Origin of the sequence: Acinetobacter sp. COS3 (assembly GCF_000475335.1) — a bacterium.
GTDB classification, from domain to species: domain Bacteria; phylum Pseudomonadota; class Gammaproteobacteria; order Pseudomonadales; family Moraxellaceae; genus Acinetobacter; species Acinetobacter venetianus.
In genome coordinates this window covers 159,110-174,463 of record NZ_AXCD01000011.1, presented here as the reverse complement: position 1 = coordinate 174,463, position 15,354 = coordinate 159,110, and the positions used below count along the sequence as shown (strand labels likewise).

The following is a 15,354-nucleotide window of genomic DNA, read 5'->3' as shown; positions in this document are numbered from 1 at the left end:
AAGACCGCATCAAGCGGTCTTTTTTATTTATCCAGTATGATCAAGTCGTGTTCCAATGGTTTCTAAATGAGCTGGAAATAGTCCATCTTTACGATCTGCAAAGTAATGTTTCAATGTTTGCTCTACACTTGGAAATGCAAGCTCAGTCCAAGGAATTTCATCTTCTTCAAAAAGGCGACATTCGAGGCTTTCTTCACCTGCACCAAATATGCCTTCTTTAATTTTTGCTTTAAATAAAACGTAAATTTGTCCAATACGAGGAATATTATACGTACAATAAAGTTGTTCAATTTCGACTTCAGCTTCGGCTTCTTCTCTTGTTTCTCTCGCAGCACCTTGCTCCATGGTTTCGAACAGTTCCATATAGCCAGCAGGTAAAGTCCACAACCCATAACGTGGCTCGATTGCTCTGCGGCAAAGTAAAACCTTATCATCCCAAAGTGCCAGCGCACCGCAAATAACCTTCGGATTCTCATAATGGATATTGCCGCAGTTGGTGCAAATAAGTCGGGTTTTATGATCACCTAATGGGATTTTTGCTTCAGTTTCATGTCCACACGCAACGCAAAAGCTCATAATTATCATCAGCGACAGAGATAACTCAGCATAACTGAATTTTGCTGACTTCGCATCATGATCTATGATTGTGATTCAAATTTCAGCTATGATGTTTAATTAAGGGAAATAGAAAAAGAGTGATGCTTAATATGGATGAACAATCGTTAATCGAACTTTTACAACAACGGTTGCGTTTTTCCAAACGAATCCAACAAGCAGATGCTGCAGTTTTAATTGCAATTACACAAGAACACAAACCAAAAGTTTTACTTACACGTCGTTCTATTCATCTATCACAACATGCAGGAGAGGTATCATTTCCAGGTGGGAAGCGAGATCCAAGTGATACCAGTAACATTGTGGTCGCTTTGCGTGAAGCACAAGAGGAAACAGCCTTAAATCCTTTTGATGTGAAGCTTTTAGGTGATTTACCTATTCAACGTGCGCGTAGTGGACTTTCTGTTAAACCGATTGTTGGATTGATACCAGCTCAAGTTGACTTGATTGCTCAGCCAACCGAAATAGATCGGATATTTTTTGTCCCTTTGCAAGAGCTGATTGATGCACCGCCATTACCTTATGAAGTACGACTTGCTCGTCAATCGATTTATTTTCCGAGTATGCAAGTTGAAAGTGAAATTGTTTGGGGCTTAACTGCACGGATGTTAGTGTCTTTATTTCAGTATGGGCTGGGGTATCAGAAAAAATGGCCTTTTTTGGTCAATCCTCCTAATTTTGGTTTACCTAAGTTTTAAATGTTTTATTTAGATATAGAGTTATTGACATGATGTATAAATACAAAGGATTGAGTCCTAAAGCTTTACATGAACCATGGGATGGATGGGTTGCACCTACCGCAACGGTTATTGGGCAAGCTGAACTGGGTCGTCAAGTGAGTATTTGGTTTGGTGCAGTAGTCCGTGCAGATAATTGTGTGATTCGTATTGGCGACTTTTCTAATATTCAAGAAAATGCTGTTTTACATACAGACGCAGGTATTGAGCTCAATATTGGTGAATATGTTACTGTTGGCCATAAAGTGATGTTACATGGTTGTACGATTGGGGATAATTCACTTATTGGGATGAATGCCGTTATTTTGAATAATGCGGTCATTGGAAAGAACTGTATTATTGGCGCAAACGCTTTAATTCCTGAGGGGAAGGTGATTCCGGATAATTCTGTGGTTATGGGATCACCAGGTAAAGTTGTTAAAACTTTAGATGAACAAGGTGCTGCAAGATTGCGTTTGAGTGCTTTGCATTATGCTGAACACTACAAAAACTTCTTAGAGTTAGAAGCATTTAGCTTCTAACTAGCTGTCTCATAAAAGATGTTCGGATTGCCAAGTCTGTACTTGGCTTTTTTGTATCTATAAAAACAGAACAACTCGCCTATCAGCTTTGAGTGGAGTATGATACTCGACGATTTTTCTCTCTTTTAGTTAAGGTTTTTGCATGAAGTTGCTTGCATTGGAATCTGCAAATGAGCAGTGTTCTGTTTCATTAATTAATGATTCTCAAGAACTCTATTTTCAGTTAGATGAGCGAGCAAAAGCCCAAACGCAAACGATATTACCTTTAATCGAACAAGCATTGTTACAGACAGCGACTCAACTCGCAGATTTAACAGCAATTGCTTTTAGCCGTGGTCCAGGTTCATTTAGCGGTGTGCGAATTAATGCTGCTGTGACACAAGCCTTAGCATGGTCACAAGACCTACCTGTGATACCAGTTTCAAGTTTACAAGCCTTGGCACAAGCGGCATATCGTTTAACAGGTTTGCAGCAGGTAACGGCAGTTTTAGATGCGCGAATGCAAGAAGTTTATATCGCTAACTTTTGCATGGATGAACATGGCATCATGCAGGCTGTAGATGAAGAAAAATTATTAAATTATGAACAAGCGACTGCTTACTGCAAGTATAAACCAGTTGGATCTGGTTCAGAATTAATTAAGCCTGAGTACATAGACTCTCCAAATATTTCCACTCAAATATCATCTGTAATAAAAATTCAGGCAACAGCCCAAGATATTGCGACGATTGCACGTGTGCGCGCAGTTAAAAAAGATTGGGTAGATGCGGAGCATGCTTTGCCAGTTTATTTGCGTGATGATGCGTGGAAAAAAATTCCAGAACAAGGTAAGTCAAATTAAGGTTAACTATGGATCTTTTATTGCTTTTTAAAGCAGCGATTATGGGATTGGTTGAAGGGATTACAGAATTTCTTCCAATTTCAAGTACAGGGCATTTGATTTTAGCTGGACAACTTCTCGATTTTTGGACAGTAGAAAAACGAGATATGTTTGCTGTAGCTGTACAGATTGGTGCAATTGCTGCGGTTATTTATGAGTACTGGGGAAAGCTTTGGGGGGCTTTGATTGGTGCATTAAAAGGGCAGGAGCAAGGTCGTCGTTTAAGTCTGAATTTAATCATTGCATCGATTCCAATTGTGATCATTGGTTTGACTTTCGGTGATGTGGTCAAGGCATATTTATTTAATGCGATTACAGTTGCAATCGCTTTGATTGTGGGTGGTTTTATTATTCTGTGGGCTGAACGCCGTCAGCATCAGATTGTAACTCAAGAAGTCGATGATCTAACCTTTAAACAAGCAACCTTGATTGGTTTGATTCAATGTTTAGCTTTGTTTCCAGGAACATCTCGTTCTGGCTCAACGATTATTGGATCGTTGTTTTTGGGCGTTTCGCGTAAAGCGGCAGCTGAGTTCTCATTCTTCTTGGGTATTCCTGTGCTGATGGGTGCTGGTTTGCTCGACATGTATAAGATGCGTCATGAGCTACATAGCAATGACATGCTGGTGTTAGCAGTCGGTATTATTGTTGCCTTTATTTCGGCGCTAATCGTGATTCGTGCGTTGATTCGTTATGTGTCGAAGCATGACTTTACTGCATTTGCCTATTATCGAATCATTTTTGGTTTATTTATTCTAGCGACTTGGTGGACTGGTTGGGTGCATTGGTAATGCAAATGATTTGTCGATATCAAGCTGAATATGAAGCACAGTTTCAGCAACTACAGGCTCGTTTTACAGAGTTAAATGTTCAGCTTGAAGGACAAACTGTCGAGAAAATTAACGCTAGGTTTTTACGTCTTAACCCAGAAATGACTTTGGTATTGGATAGCGATGGTTTAAGCCTTGCAGCCAATGGAATGAAAATGCAACCTGATTGGCGCGCAGAAATTCCTAGATTAAAACGTGCAACTTTAAAATCAGAAATGATCGCAAGAGCATGTCAGTTAGGGGAAAAGCCGACATTAATTGATGCTACCGCTGGATTGGGCCATGATAGTTTGTTGATGGCCCATCTTGGGGCTGAAGTTCAGTTAGTCGAGCGCCATCCAATTTTGTTTGTTTTATTGGAATATAGCAAAGTTCAGGCTGAACAAGATTCTTTCTTGCAATCCACAGTGCAACGAATTCAGCTTATTTTTGCAGACTCTAATCGCTATCTAAGTCAATTGATCGAGCAAAATGAACAAGTGGATGTCGTTTATTTAGATCCAATGTTTCCTCAGCGTGATCAAAACCAACAAGCGGTTAAGAAGCAAGCACAGGTCAAAAAACAAATGCAGCTATTGCATATGTTACTTCCCGAAGATGGGGAAATGGATTTGGGAGATCAGTTACTTGATTTAGCTAAGCAAATGGCAAAAAGAGTAATTGTTAAGCGCCCACGGCATGCAGTTTATTTGGCTGAGCAAACACCTGATCATCAGTGGTTAGGAGACGCTTGTCGTTTTGATGCATATTTTCCAAAAGGTTAAATCTGAAATCGCACGCAAGTGATTGTTTAGCTTAGGTCAATGCTCGGTAAAGATTTGTGATATAGTGCAAAAGCATGATTGCTAAAAAATTCTTGTCAAGTTTACACTAGTGCAGCGCATAGCATGTTTTTGGAAAAATGATGTTCATTCTGTAACGTTTGGCATATTTTCAGTTTAGGCTTGAAAAGAGAAACTCCCGAAGAATTTTATGATAGACCTCAAACCCTCCATTAATATCTGGCATGATTTTAAAAGTAACCAAATTGCTGGAATGTGGTTGTTTCTAGGGTCTCGTCGTTCCTTACAAGTGGTTCATCCTTCGATTACCCAGCTGATTTTGTGGGGTATTTTGGGAGGCTGTACTAACTCACTTTATAGTTGGTTGGTTGCAGGACAAATGGGAGACTTTAACTCCCAAGGTCTGATAGGTTATGCGCTTTGGCCTTTTATTGCTTTGATTGTTGGGATTTTCTTATCTCAACGTATGAACCAGCCAAGATTGATGCTTGTACCTGCATTGTTATGGTTGGTCCTCGATACAAATATTCTCTTACTACAATGTTTGATCCAGTATTTAGGATCGAATGGTTACCTCAATTTTATCCCTGATAGCATCTACAATGGTTTTCTACCACCACTTTTTGTCGGATTATTTGTTTGGCAAAGTTTAGCTGTTATTTGGGTTTTTTCCCGTGCTTTGAATTGGCCTTGGTGGGAGCGTGCTTTAGTCTTTGTCGCAACGATCGCAACCATGGTGGTTTGGCAGCTCTCGGTAAAAGACCAGCCAATTTGGAAGGTAGAAGAAACACCACCAACATTTGCAGAAGATGCTTTTTATGCACAAAGCTATTTGCTCGATAAAGCATTAGATCAAGTTCAATATGGCGATATTGCACAAAGCCATTGGTATTTCCTTGGTGTCGCGGGTGATAGTTATGTGGATGTATTTAAGTCTGAAATTGAGCGTATAAGAGAGCAATTTGATACGCGTTTTGGAACGTTTGGTCGTTCTATCATGTTGATCAATAATCCTGCGACTCGTTTGGAAGTGCCAATTGCTTCAAAAACCAGTATAGAACTGGCGTTACGACGTATTGGTCAGCAGATGAATCGAGACAGTGATGTTTTATTTCTCTATATGACATCACATGGTGAGCGAAATCATTTTGAAATTGAAAATGCTCCGCTAAATCTCGGTCAGGTTGATCCGAAATGGCTACGGGAGGCGCTAGATAAGTCTGGTATTCGGTGGCGTGTTATTGTGATCTCTGCATGTTATTCGGGAAGTTTCATTCCTGCATTACAGTCGCCTGAAACTTTGATTATTACAGCTTCTGCAGCAGATAAGACGTCTTTTGGTTGTAATAATGAAGCGGATTATACCTATTTTGGTCGTGCTTTCTTTGATTTAGCAATGCGTGAACAGTCTTCAATGAAAACAGCATTCGATCAAGCAAAGCAGACGGTCACTAAATGGGAAACATCACAAGGTTTTGAGCCTTCAGAACCACAATGGTCAATCGGACGAAATATGGAGTTGATGTTGCCACAACTTGAGCCATATTTATTTCCACAACAAAATATGACAACAACAGATATTACAAAACCACAGGATAATGAGCATGCAACTACTGCAAAAAAATCGTTGTTTTGAGGGAGAACAACGAATTTATCAAATTGACTCTCAGCATCTTAAAGGGGCAAGTAAAGTTGGTGTTTATTTACCACCTACTGCTTTAGAAGGAAAACCATGTTCAGCATTGTTTTATCTTGCAGGTTTGACTTGTACAGAGGAAACATTTGCAATCAAAGCACATGCGCAGCGTATGGCTGCTCGTCTTAGTCTTATTTTGATTACCCCTGATACTTCTCCGCGTGGTGAAAATGTTGCGCAAGGTGATCATTGGGATATCGGGCAGGGTGCTGGTTTCTATATTAATGCGACTCAACAACCTTGGGCTGAACATTATCAAATGGAGTCTTATATTGTTGATGAGCTATATGCTCATGTCTTGCAAGAGCTCCCAGTCATTGAAAATCAAATCGGGATTTTTGGTCATTCGATGGGTGGTCATGGCGCATTAACGTTAGCATTTAAATATCCTGAACAATTTAAATCTGTATCTGCTTTTGCTCCAATCTGTGCACCGAGTATTTGTCCTTGGGGGGAGAAAGCATTTGGTCAGTATTTAGGTAATAATCAGCAGCAATGGTTGGCGCATGATGCATTGGCATTAGTTCAACAGAAAGGCTGCATTTTTGAAGAAATTTTAATTGATCAGGGTGTCGATGATCAGTTCTATAGTCAACTTAATCCAGAAAAATTCAAGCAAGCCTGCTTAGATGCTGGTCAGCCACTCACCTTGCGTTTACACAAAGGATATGATCACGGCTATTACTTTATCCAAAGTTTTGTAGATGATCACTTGCAATTTCATGCCATTCAATTAGAAAAAGTGAATGCTTAAAAGAAAAAGAAGCTCTTATGAGCTTCTTTTTAATTGTGTGTCCATTCAACATTGAACTCTTGTTGAGCCATGCGGTTTAAATGATCAATCACGACTTGCTCTAGGTGTTGAACATCATCTTGCTGATTTTCAATCAATACACCTAGATATTGCTGTTGTGGTGTCAATGTAACGGTTGCTGTAGGCATAAAAATTTTTGAGTCAGTTTCGGTCTCAGCAACTTCGAATTTGTGCTTCCAATGATTGATAAGCCGTTTGCTAATGCGCTTACCTTCTTGAGTTGTAATCTGTGTCGTACTATTCATATCTAAACTTCATCTTCTGATTTTCACCGATTAAAAATAGCAAAATCAGTCAGGGTTAAAAACAGCATTCATGCAACGAGCTGTTGCAAGTTTGCAATGTGGTAATCGTGTCTTTGTAACAGCCCTAAAGTGAATGAATTTGCTATAATTCATTTATCATTTTTTCAAAGTTTGCCAGGTCTTCCATGTCCAAGCCTTATTTAATTGCTCCTTCTATTTTATCTGCTGATTTTGCTCGTTTAGGTGAAGATGTAGAAAAGGTTTTAGATGCAGGTGCAGACGTTGTACATTTTGATGTGATGGATAATCATTACGTACCGAATTTAACCTTTGGTGCAGGTATATGTAAGGCGCTTAAAAATTATGGTATCAAAGCACCGATTGATGTGCACTTAATGGTGTCGCCTGTTGACCGTATGATAGGTGATTTCTTGGAAGCTGGAGCTGACATTATTACTTTTCATCCAGAAGCAACAGATCATATTGATCGCTCGCTTCAGTTGATCAAGTCTGGTGGTGCAAAAGCGGGTTTAGTCTTTAACCCCGCGACACCATTACATTATCTTGACTATGTACTTGATAAAGTTGATCAAATTTTATTGATGAGTGTAAACCCTGGGTTTGGCGGTCAAAAATTTATTCCAATGACCTTAGAAAAGTTGCGTCAAGCACGTCAAATTATTGATGCAAGTGGTCGTGATATTCGTTTAGAAGTAGATGGTGGTGTCGGGCCAGCGAATATTAGGGAAATTGCTGAAGCTGGTGCAGATATGTTTGTTGCAGGATCAGCGATTTTTGGTCAACCTGATTATAAAACTGTAATTGACCAAATGCGTGCAGAGCTAGCCAAAGTTGGTGCAAAACAAATTTAGTCTCTTTATCCTATTTTCATACAAGGCTGTGGATAACTTTGTTTATAACTGGGTGGATAACCGTGTTGATAAGCAGGTGGATAAGGTGTTGTTAAATTAAACAAAATGATTTCAGTTGTTTATAATGGCAGCATATTGATGAAAAAAGGACAGTAAAATGTCCTTTTTTTGCGCGCTAAATTATTTATTTTGCTCTTATTTTACTCATTTTTTTACAAAAGTTAATTTTGAATATTTAAACAGCAGCTTTGAACTAAAATAGAGCACCAGAACCTGCGAACAACATAATGTGGATTGTGCATAACTTGAAAAGAAATTATGCTATGAGCATTAAATTGATCTGTTTATTGTGAATAAGGAACACCTCGTGCAACTTCAACCAAAGTACAAACATGTATGGTTTGTATTCCTGATGATAATTTTCATCGGGGGAGGTAGTGCGGCTGTTGCAGCAGTTCATGCCATTCAAGCTGATGAGCAAATGGAGATCATGCCACAGCAGATGCCTTGCCATGATCAAACAAAGACAGATCAACATCAGCACATGCAAATGTCTCATGTCGATGCTCAACTGATGGTGAAATGTCATGGTGAGAACATGTCAGATGATCAGCATTGTCAAGATTGTAATCAGCCATCGCATTGTCAAAATGTTAATTTAGCACTAGATCAACAGGTGCCGACTTTAACTTTGAATTCCATTTTTGAGCTAAGTCATCATAAGAATACGGACTACCACGCTCGTCATCTTGCTGGATATTGGCAAGAAATTTTACGCCCGCCTAAAGCCTAATCTGCATTTGAGTTACCTCTTTTAGATAAGAGGGGCTAGGAGAGATTGTTCTTTCCTAAAATCAATTCATACAGATTGGGAAAATAAAATGTCTGCAAAAATCTATGCTGGTGTAATTACTAGCTTCAGCTTATTGTTTGCGCCTGCCAGTTGGGCTGCGATTAAAGAATATCATTTGAATATTGATCAGGGCATGGTCAATATCACAGGGAAATCTGTCAAACGCATGACGGTGAATGGCAAATTCATTGCTCCATTACTTGAGTTTGAAGAGGGTGATGAGGCGGTTATTCATGTTCATAATCAATTAAAAGATCAAGATACCTCATTGCACTGGCATGGTCTGCTGTTACCTGGATTGATGGATGGTGTGCCTGGTTTTAATGGTTTCAAAGGGATTAAACCAAATGGTAGCTTTGAATATCGCTTTAAAGTCCGCCAAAACGGAACCTACTGGTATCACGCACACAGTAAAGGTCAAGAACAAGATGGTTTATATGGCGCTTTAGTCATTTATCCGAAAGGTAAGCAGCCTGTCGCTCAGCATGAAAAAGCAGATCGTGACTATGTGGTTATGCTTTCCGACTTTCATGAAACTGATAGTGATCAAATCATGGCGAATTTGAAAAAGTCTGCTGAATACTATCAAAATCAACGTGAAACGGTGGGTGATGTTTGGCAACAAGTCAAACAAAAAGGTTTGAAAGCAACTTGGCAAGATCGTTCGATGTGGAATCAGATGCGGATGCTCAAAACCGATTTATCGGATGTCACGGGTTATACCTTTCTAGTTAATGGAAAAACTCCGCAGCAAAACTGGACAGGTGCATTTAGTGCAGGTGAAAAAGTTCGTTTACGTTTTATTAATGCATCTGCAATGTCATTTTTTGATGTACGTATTCCGAATTTGAAAATGACGGTGGTCAGTGCAGATGGTCAACCTGTACAGCCTGTTGCTGTAGATGAGTTTCGTATAGGTGCGGCTGAAACATACGATGTAATCGTTGAGCCAAAGCAAGTACATTATCAAATTGAAGCAGAGTCGATTGATCGTAGTGGTTTTGCAATTGCATCACTACAGCGTGATACAGTCGCCCCACCAGCTCAGATTGAGATGCCAAAAGCGCGTCCACGTGCATTATTGACCATGCAAGATATGGGCATGGATCATGGTACACATGCACAGATGGATATGAAAGATATGGATCACACTGCTCATAAACCAATGAGTACTGATCATTTAGACCATACTGCAATGAAGATGTCAGACATGGATCACTCTTCTCATGATTCTATGGGGATGGGCAAAATGAATGACATGCATCAGCAACAGATGACCTCTCAGCATGAAAATGTGAAGGCTGAATCTGTTCAAGGTTGGGCAAATGCATCCACGCCAATAGGTCATAAAGCATTGCAATATGCTGATCTAAAATCATTAACACCGCAGCCTGATACACGTCCAGCAGAAAGAGAGTTGGTTATTCGTCTTGGTGGAACGATGGAACGCTATATGTGGACCATGAATGGTAAAAAGTTTAGTGATGCTGAGCCATTACAAGTGAAGTTTGGAGAGCGTATTCGACTGAAATTTATCAATGACAGCATGATGGCGCATCCGATGCATCTGCATGGCATGTTTATGCAGTTAGAAAATGGTCAAGCTGCGATTGATATGCCAAATAAACATACTGTTGTCGTTCCACCGGGACAAACGGTGACTGCATTGTTAACCGCTGATGAGTTGGGGGAATGGGCAATCCATTGTCATTTGTTGTATCACATGTCAGCAGGCATGATGAATAAACTGATTGTGGCGAATGTGGATGATTCAAAAACAGTGAATCAACCCAATGAAACAGCACCATCAGAAGGAGCACGCCATGCACATCACTAAGCAATCTCCCGAGGTGAATAAAATGCTAAAGTTGTTATTGATTGGCAGTGTTGTGTCTACATCAAGCGCAATCACCTTTGCTTATGAATCACATCAAATGACGGAAATGGATCATTCAGCTCATCAGATGACATCAATGAATAAAGCATCAGCAATAGATCATTCACAACATCAAACAATAAAGGCAGCTCCAACGGATGCCGTACATCATGCACATGATCACCGCCGTGAGCATGGTGGTCAGATTTATCAAGCCACGACTTTAGAAAATGCTTGGACTTTAGATGAGCATGGACGAGGTAGAGCGAGTACAGAGCTTAAAACATGGATTGGCTCAGATGAAAATAAGATTTTCATTAAGGCACATGTAGAAAAAGCTGAATCTGAAAAAGCAGATACAGAAACGATGGCATTATACAGCCGTAATATTGCAGACTTCTGGGATGTACAAGCAGGTGTTCGTTATCAATATATGCCTGAGCAAAGTTTAGATAAAAATCAGTGGAGCGCAGTATTTGGCTTACATGGTCTAGCGCCTTATTTCTTTGAGACAGAAGCTTATTTGTATGCTGGCCAAGATCAACGTTGGCAATTAAGTTTGGATACCACTCGAGATTTTTTATTTACGCAAAAGTTGATTGCTCAGCCATATTTGCAAGCTGATCTTGTGCTGAGTGATAAATCAAAATACGCACAGAAAACAGGTCTATCAAAGTTTCAGGCTGGCGTGCAAACACGCTATGAAATCAATAAAAAGATCATGCCATTTATTGATATTGCTTATGCATACCATAAAGGTGCTAATAAAACGCTTTGGCAGGAAGGTTCTGACAGTGAAAAAGGTTGGCTATACGGCGCAGGCTTTACGCTAAAGTTCTGATACTTTGTCTAAAATGTCACGTTTCTGAGATACTGTTAGTTTATACTAGCAGTATCTTTTTTGAGTCATTCATGGTGCATAAATGGCTTTAGAACAACAAGACAATCAAATAACAGAAAAATCAATCCAAACGGCTAAGCCAAGAGAAAAGTCTCAAGCTGTAACTTCATCCCAGTTAGAGCTGATACCAACTGATGGCAGTATGAATGTCAGTTTTTATTACATTCCACATATGAGCAGTTTGGTGGAAGTACAAAGAGTCAGGAAGGCATTGTTACCATTCTCTGATCTGTTGATTGAACATAGTATCGATTTAGATGCCCGCCATTTGGTGTTATATCATCTGCAAGAGATAGAAAATGTGACTACAGCATTGGAGTATTTGAGTTTAGGTGCTGAGTTGCAGCAAACGATGCCTCATTATGAACCTGTGGAAGTGTTTATCCAAAAGTCGGATTCATTTGATTCCATGCCACAACATGAGGGTTCTCAGTATCATTTGCTTCATGTTTTTCAGAAATTTTTTTACGCTATTTTTACGTGGTTTAGGCTCAGGATAGAAGCCTTGCAAAAGAAAAAGGAATAATGGAATGCCGAGATGGATGTATGCTGTGTTGGGTTTGGCTCTCGCTTGGTTAGTTTGGACAAAACTGATAAAACCAACGCCAGATATCAGTCAACTTACGACCCATCAAGATGTTCAAGTTGTTAATTTACAAAGTTATGAAGGTTCATTTAGAGTGCTTTCGAGAGAAGATTATAACTTTGGGCGAGAAGCTGAGTATTCTCCGATGGATATCGCTGTTGGATGGGATGATATGGCGAATCCCCAAGTCTATAAAGAAATTGATATTTCACAGAGTAACCGTTGGTATTATTGGCGTGTGGATCATGAACCTCCGATTCCATTACGGGAAATTGCAACGCATAGTGCCAATATGCATCTAGTACCCGCCGATGCTTCTGTTGCTAAACAAATGCAGAAATTAAAGAAAGATGATCTCGTGTATCTCAAAGGTTCTTTAATTGAAATTCAGGCAAAAGATGGTTGGCGTTGGAAAAGTTCTTTATCAAGAGAAGATACGGGAAATGGTGCATGTGAATTAATGCGTGTAGATAGCATTGTTTGGCAATAATACAATTGATCAATATATTTTATTTTCAGTGGGTTAGATTGTTTGGATACATAACAATTCACATATTTAAAAAGATTTGAATTACACTTTGAAGCCGAAGGGGACGACCCCTTTGATTGGTTTGATGTTGGGACGACCCAACCATTTAAAGTGTGAGTAGAAAATGGCTTGGGCGATTTTAATTTTAGCAGGTGTGTTTGAAGTCATTTGGGCATATTCGATGAAGCTATCCGAAGGCTTCACTCGTTTAACACCAAGTATTATCACGATCATTTTCATGATATTGAGTGTCGTTCTTTTGTCGATTTCCATGCGGACTTTACCTCTTGGAACAGCGTATACCATTTGGACAGGGATCGGTGCAATTGGATCGTTTATTGTGGGAATTGTGGTATTGAATGAGCCGATGACGGCAATGCGAATGATCGCAGCAGTTTTGATCGTATCGGGTTTAATGCTGATGAAATTGTCATCAAATTAATGTTCTAAGGAGAGTGTGATGCAACTGGTATATATGTACATGGATTCTCCTGTGGGTGCATTAAAACTGGTTGCGCATGATCAAGCCTTGGTTGCTGTGATGTGGGACAATGAAGATCATAAGCGTGTTCGGCTTGCTGAGTTGGTTGAAAATGTTCAGCATCCAATATTGTTAAAGGTAAAACAACAACTTGAAGAATATTTTTTAGGACAGCGTCAGCAATTTGATTTGCCATTGGATTTTCAAGGCACAGCATTTCAGCAACAGGTTTGGCAGGCACTATTGACGATTCCTTTTGGGGAAACGCGTAGTTATAAAGAGATTGCCGTTCAGTTGGGGAATCAAAAAGCAGTGCGTGCGGTGGGTGCTGCCAATGGGAAGAATCCGATTTCGATTATTGCGCCGTGTCATCGGGTGATTGGTTCGACTGGGGCGTTGGTGGGTTTTGCAGGTGGTTTGGATAAGAAGCAGATTTTATTGAGTTTGGAGCAAAGCCAAACTCTGTAATCTGTATTGTTAATACTCGATTTTCACTTCTTTTTGGAATAAGCTACCAAATCAGATATGAATAACATATTTTATGACTTGAACTGTAAATAAATTACTGAAAAGGCGGTATCTTGTCTAGCGTAATTCAATTATAGGAATAACCTTCGGTTCGAGTTACTTTGGTTTCGCCCAAAGTAACCAAAGGCATTCTCATCTACAAAACCTGTTCACTTGTGGCATTTGTTTTTATCTATCGCAGAAACGAGATATTACAGATACTACGCAGGTTGTAGATGACCTGTCCGAGTCTCATATGTAGGGTATGGTATATATTCATTTTCTTTTTCATAACAAGTTGAAAGGAAGTTTAAAAATGGCTGTTGGTGACGTAACAATGCCACTTATGCATGTGGTGCAGGGTGTAAAAATTGGCTCAACTGAGGCGTATGTGCGTTATCCAAATCGACGAGATTTAGTTATTTTTGAATTTGCTGAAGGTTCAAATGTAGCAGGGGTATTTACCCAAAGCGCATTTGCTGCTGCGCCTGTTTTACTTAGTAAGAAACATTTAACTGAGAACACGCCACGTTACTTGATCATTAATACAGGCAATGCCAATGCGGCGACTGGTGCTATAGGCTATCAAAATGCAGAAGCGACTTGTGCGAAGTTAGCTGAGTTAACTGGTGTTCAAGCCAATCAGATTTTACCTTTTTCAACAGGTGTGATTGGTGAGCAATTACCAATTGATCGTTTAGTACAAGGCATTCAACCTGCGTTAAATGATTTAAATGCTGATCGTTGGGCGGACGCTGCATCAGGCATCATGACCACAGATACCACACCAAAAGGTGCATCTGAACAGTTTGAACTGGATGGTGTGACTTATACCATGACTGGTATAAGTAAAGGGGCTGGCATGATTCGTCCGAATATGGCGACCATGTTGAGTTTTGTAGCAACAGACGCACCAATTGCGAAAGAAATGGTTGAGCAGCTATTAAAAACAACCGTTGAGCATTCATTTAATCGCATCACCATTGATGGTGATACATCGACAAATGACTCGTGTATCTTTATTGCGACAGGTCTTGCTGGCGGGGCTGAAATTCAGCATCAAGATGACGCACGTTATCAAAAAGTGCTTGAAGTGTTGGCGCGTATTATGGAACGTCTTGCACAGTTGATTGTACGTGATGGTGAGGGGGCAACAAAATTCATTACCGTACAGGTTGACGGTGGTGCAAATACGCAAGAATGTTGTGATGTGGCTTATAGTGTTGCAGAGTCTCCACTCATCAAAACGGCATTATTTGCGTCAGATCCAAACTGGGGCCGTATCGTCATGGCGATTGGAAAGGCTGGTGTACCGAATTTAGATAGCAGTAAAGTACAGGTTTGGTTAGGCGATGTGCAAATTTGCTTAGATGGTGGTGCAAATCCAGACTATACCGAAGAAGCTGGTGCCGCTGTCATGGCAGAAAAAGAAATTAGCATTCGTATCGATCTAGGTCGCGGTTCAGCAACGGATACGGTCTATACCTGTGACTTTTCTTACGACTACGTCAAAATTAATGCCGATTATCGCTCGTAAATTTGCGTTATAATAAAAGCCTCCACAGTGGGGCTTTTTTTATATTGCCTATTTGTGGACGATGTGATTGACCTCGAATGATCACCATACCC

General features: G+C 40.0%; 18 protein-coding genes. 16 read left to right on the top strand and 2 right to left on the bottom strand.

Going from position 1 to position 15,354, the window contains the following annotated elements; translation table 11 throughout:
- Nucleotides 1-27 precede the first annotated feature (27 nt).
- Entirely contained in the window at nt 28-576 is a 549-nt protein-coding gene (locus tag IO68_RS23290) for an NUDIX hydrolase (RefSeq protein WP_023013104.1), read from the bottom strand.
- A gap of 131 nt (nt 577-707) precedes the next feature.
- Between IO68_RS23290 and IO68_RS23285 the strand changes: the two genes are divergently transcribed.
- The 7 genes from IO68_RS23285 (at nt 708) to fghA (ending at nt 6,815) form a co-directional block, all read left to right on the top strand.
- Nucleotides 708-1,313, top strand: coding sequence for a CoA pyrophosphatase (locus IO68_RS23285; RefSeq protein WP_023013103.1), 606 nt, complete (start codon nt 708-710; stop codon nt 1,311-1,313).
- A 32-nt stretch (nt 1,314-1,345) separates the two neighbouring features.
- Complete coding sequence (locus IO68_RS23280) at nt 1,346-1,873, top strand: gamma carbonic anhydrase family protein (RefSeq protein WP_161626775.1); 528 nt, start codon at nt 1,346-1,348, stop codon at nt 1,871-1,873.
- 142 nt (nt 1,874-2,015) lie between these two features.
- Complete coding sequence (gene tsaB, locus IO68_RS23275) at nt 2,016-2,714, top strand: tRNA (adenosine(37)-N6)-threonylcarbamoyltransferase complex dimerization subunit type 1 TsaB (RefSeq protein ID WP_023013102.1); 699 nt, start codon at nt 2,016-2,018, stop codon at nt 2,712-2,714.
- Between the two features lie 8 nt (nt 2,715-2,722).
- Nucleotides 2,723-3,544, top strand: a complete 822-nt coding sequence (locus IO68_RS23270; RefSeq protein ID WP_004881415.1) for an undecaprenyl-diphosphate phosphatase — start codon at nt 2,723-2,725, stop codon at nt 3,542-3,544.
- Nucleotides 3,544-4,347, top strand: coding sequence for a class I SAM-dependent methyltransferase (locus IO68_RS23265; protein ID WP_023013101.1), 804 nt, complete (start codon nt 3,544-3,546; stop codon nt 4,345-4,347). Before IO68_RS23270 ends, IO68_RS23265 begins: the two co-directional genes overlap by 1 nt.
- A 208-nt stretch (nt 4,348-4,555) precedes the next feature.
- Entirely contained in the window at nt 4,556-6,001 is a 1,446-nt protein-coding gene (locus IO68_RS23260) for a C13 family peptidase (RefSeq protein ID WP_023013100.1), read from the top strand.
- On the top strand, nt 5,970-6,815 hold the full coding sequence (fghA, locus tag IO68_RS23255; RefSeq protein ID WP_023013099.1) for an S-formylglutathione hydrolase: 846 nt from the start codon (nt 5,970-5,972) through the stop codon (nt 6,813-6,815). The genes IO68_RS23260 and fghA overlap by 32 nt, the downstream gene beginning before the upstream one ends.
- Before the next feature lie 29 nt (nt 6,816-6,844).
- Here fghA and IO68_RS23250 read toward each other — a convergent pair whose 3' ends face one another.
- Nucleotides 6,845-7,120, bottom strand: coding sequence for a DUF2218 domain-containing protein (locus IO68_RS23250; protein WP_004881406.1), 276 nt, complete (start codon nt 7,118-7,120; stop codon nt 6,845-6,847).
- A gap of 185 nt (nt 7,121-7,305) precedes the next feature.
- Between IO68_RS23250 and rpe the strand changes: the two genes are divergently transcribed.
- The 9 genes from rpe (at nt 7,306) to argJ (ending at nt 15,262) form a co-directional block, all read left to right on the top strand.
- Nucleotides 7,306-7,992, top strand: a complete 687-nt coding sequence (gene rpe, locus IO68_RS23245) for a ribulose-phosphate 3-epimerase (protein ID WP_004881404.1) — start codon at nt 7,306-7,308, stop codon at nt 7,990-7,992.
- 367 nt (nt 7,993-8,359) lie between these two features.
- On the top strand, nt 8,360-8,785 hold the full coding sequence (locus IO68_RS23240) for a hypothetical protein (RefSeq protein WP_023013098.1): 426 nt from the start codon (nt 8,360-8,362) through the stop codon (nt 8,783-8,785).
- 88 nt (nt 8,786-8,873) lie between these two features.
- Entirely contained in the window at nt 8,874-10,682 is a 1,809-nt protein-coding gene (locus IO68_RS23235) for a copper resistance system multicopper oxidase (protein WP_023013097.1), read from the top strand.
- Nucleotides 10,669-11,562 (top strand): copper resistance protein B, encoded by an 894-nt coding sequence (locus tag IO68_RS23230; protein WP_004881397.1) that lies wholly within the window; start codon nt 10,669-10,671, stop codon nt 11,560-11,562. The genes IO68_RS23235 and IO68_RS23230 overlap by 14 nt, the downstream gene beginning before the upstream one ends.
- 82 nt (nt 11,563-11,644) lie before the next feature.
- A complete protein-coding gene (locus tag IO68_RS23225; protein WP_023013096.1) occupies nt 11,645-12,148 on the top strand; it encodes a hypothetical protein in 504 nt (167 codons plus the stop codon).
- Between the two features lie 4 nt (nt 12,149-12,152).
- Entirely contained in the window at nt 12,153-12,698 is a 546-nt protein-coding gene (locus IO68_RS23220) for a hypothetical protein (RefSeq protein ID WP_023013095.1), read from the top strand.
- Nucleotides 12,699-12,861: 163 nt separating this feature from the next.
- Entirely contained in the window at nt 12,862-13,179 is a 318-nt protein-coding gene (locus IO68_RS23215) for a DMT family transporter (protein WP_004881392.1), read from the top strand.
- 18 nt (nt 13,180-13,197) lie between these two features.
- A complete protein-coding gene (locus IO68_RS23210; RefSeq protein WP_023013094.1) occupies nt 13,198-13,686 on the top strand; it encodes a methylated-DNA--[protein]-cysteine S-methyltransferase in 489 nt (162 codons plus the stop codon).
- Nucleotides 13,687-14,041: 355 nt separating this feature from the next.
- Nucleotides 14,042-15,262: a bifunctional glutamate N-acetyltransferase/amino-acid acetyltransferase ArgJ gene (gene argJ, locus IO68_RS23205; protein ID WP_023013093.1), complete on the top strand. Its 1,221-nt coding sequence runs from the start codon at nt 14,042-14,044 to the stop codon at nt 15,260-15,262.
- The last annotated feature ends 92 nt before the right edge of the window (nt 15,263-15,354 follow it).

What these genes read in the sequence shown, in the direction of transcription:
- IO68_RS23210 (WP_023013094.1), top strand. Translation starts at nt 13,198, where the DNA reads ATGCAACTGGTATATATGTACATGGATTCTCCTGTGGGTGCATTAAAA.
- IO68_RS23235 (WP_023013097.1), top strand. Translation starts at nt 8,874, where the DNA reads ATGTCTGCAAAAATCTATGCTGGTGTAATTACTAGCTTCAGCTTATTG.
- IO68_RS23290 (WP_023013104.1), bottom strand. Translation starts at nt 576, where the DNA reads ATGAGCTTTTGCGTTGCGTGTGGACATGAAACTGAAGCAAAAATCCCA.
- IO68_RS23265 (WP_023013101.1), top strand. Translation starts at nt 3,544, where the DNA reads ATGCAAATGATTTGTCGATATCAAGCTGAATATGAAGCACAGTTTCAG.
- IO68_RS23225 (WP_023013096.1), top strand. Translation starts at nt 11,645, where the DNA reads ATGGCTTTAGAACAACAAGACAATCAAATAACAGAAAAATCAATCCAA.
- IO68_RS23230 (WP_004881397.1), top strand. Translation starts at nt 10,669, where the DNA reads ATGCACATCACTAAGCAATCTCCCGAGGTGAATAAAATGCTAAAGTTG.
- IO68_RS23285 (WP_023013103.1), top strand. Translation starts at nt 708, where the DNA reads ATGGATGAACAATCGTTAATCGAACTTTTACAACAACGGTTGCGTTTT.
- IO68_RS23215 (WP_004881392.1), top strand. Translation starts at nt 12,862, where the DNA reads ATGGCTTGGGCGATTTTAATTTTAGCAGGTGTGTTTGAAGTCATTTGG.
- argJ (WP_023013093.1), top strand. Translation starts at nt 14,042, where the DNA reads ATGGCTGTTGGTGACGTAACAATGCCACTTATGCATGTGGTGCAGGGT.
- IO68_RS23250 (WP_004881406.1), bottom strand. Translation starts at nt 7,120, where the DNA reads ATGAATAGTACGACACAGATTACAACTCAAGAAGGTAAGCGCATTAGC.
- tsaB (WP_023013102.1), top strand. Translation starts at nt 2,016, where the DNA reads ATGAAGTTGCTTGCATTGGAATCTGCAAATGAGCAGTGTTCTGTTTCA.
- IO68_RS23260 (WP_023013100.1), top strand. Translation starts at nt 4,556, where the DNA reads ATGATAGACCTCAAACCCTCCATTAATATCTGGCATGATTTTAAAAGT.
- IO68_RS23270 (WP_004881415.1), top strand. Translation starts at nt 2,723, where the DNA reads ATGGATCTTTTATTGCTTTTTAAAGCAGCGATTATGGGATTGGTTGAA.
- rpe (WP_004881404.1), top strand. Translation starts at nt 7,306, where the DNA reads ATGTCCAAGCCTTATTTAATTGCTCCTTCTATTTTATCTGCTGATTTT.
- IO68_RS23280 (WP_161626775.1), top strand. Translation starts at nt 1,346, where the DNA reads ATGTATAAATACAAAGGATTGAGTCCTAAAGCTTTACATGAACCATGG.
- IO68_RS23220 (WP_023013095.1), top strand. Translation starts at nt 12,153, where the DNA reads ATGCCGAGATGGATGTATGCTGTGTTGGGTTTGGCTCTCGCTTGGTTA.
- fghA (WP_023013099.1), top strand. Translation starts at nt 5,970, where the DNA reads ATGCAACTACTGCAAAAAAATCGTTGTTTTGAGGGAGAACAACGAATT.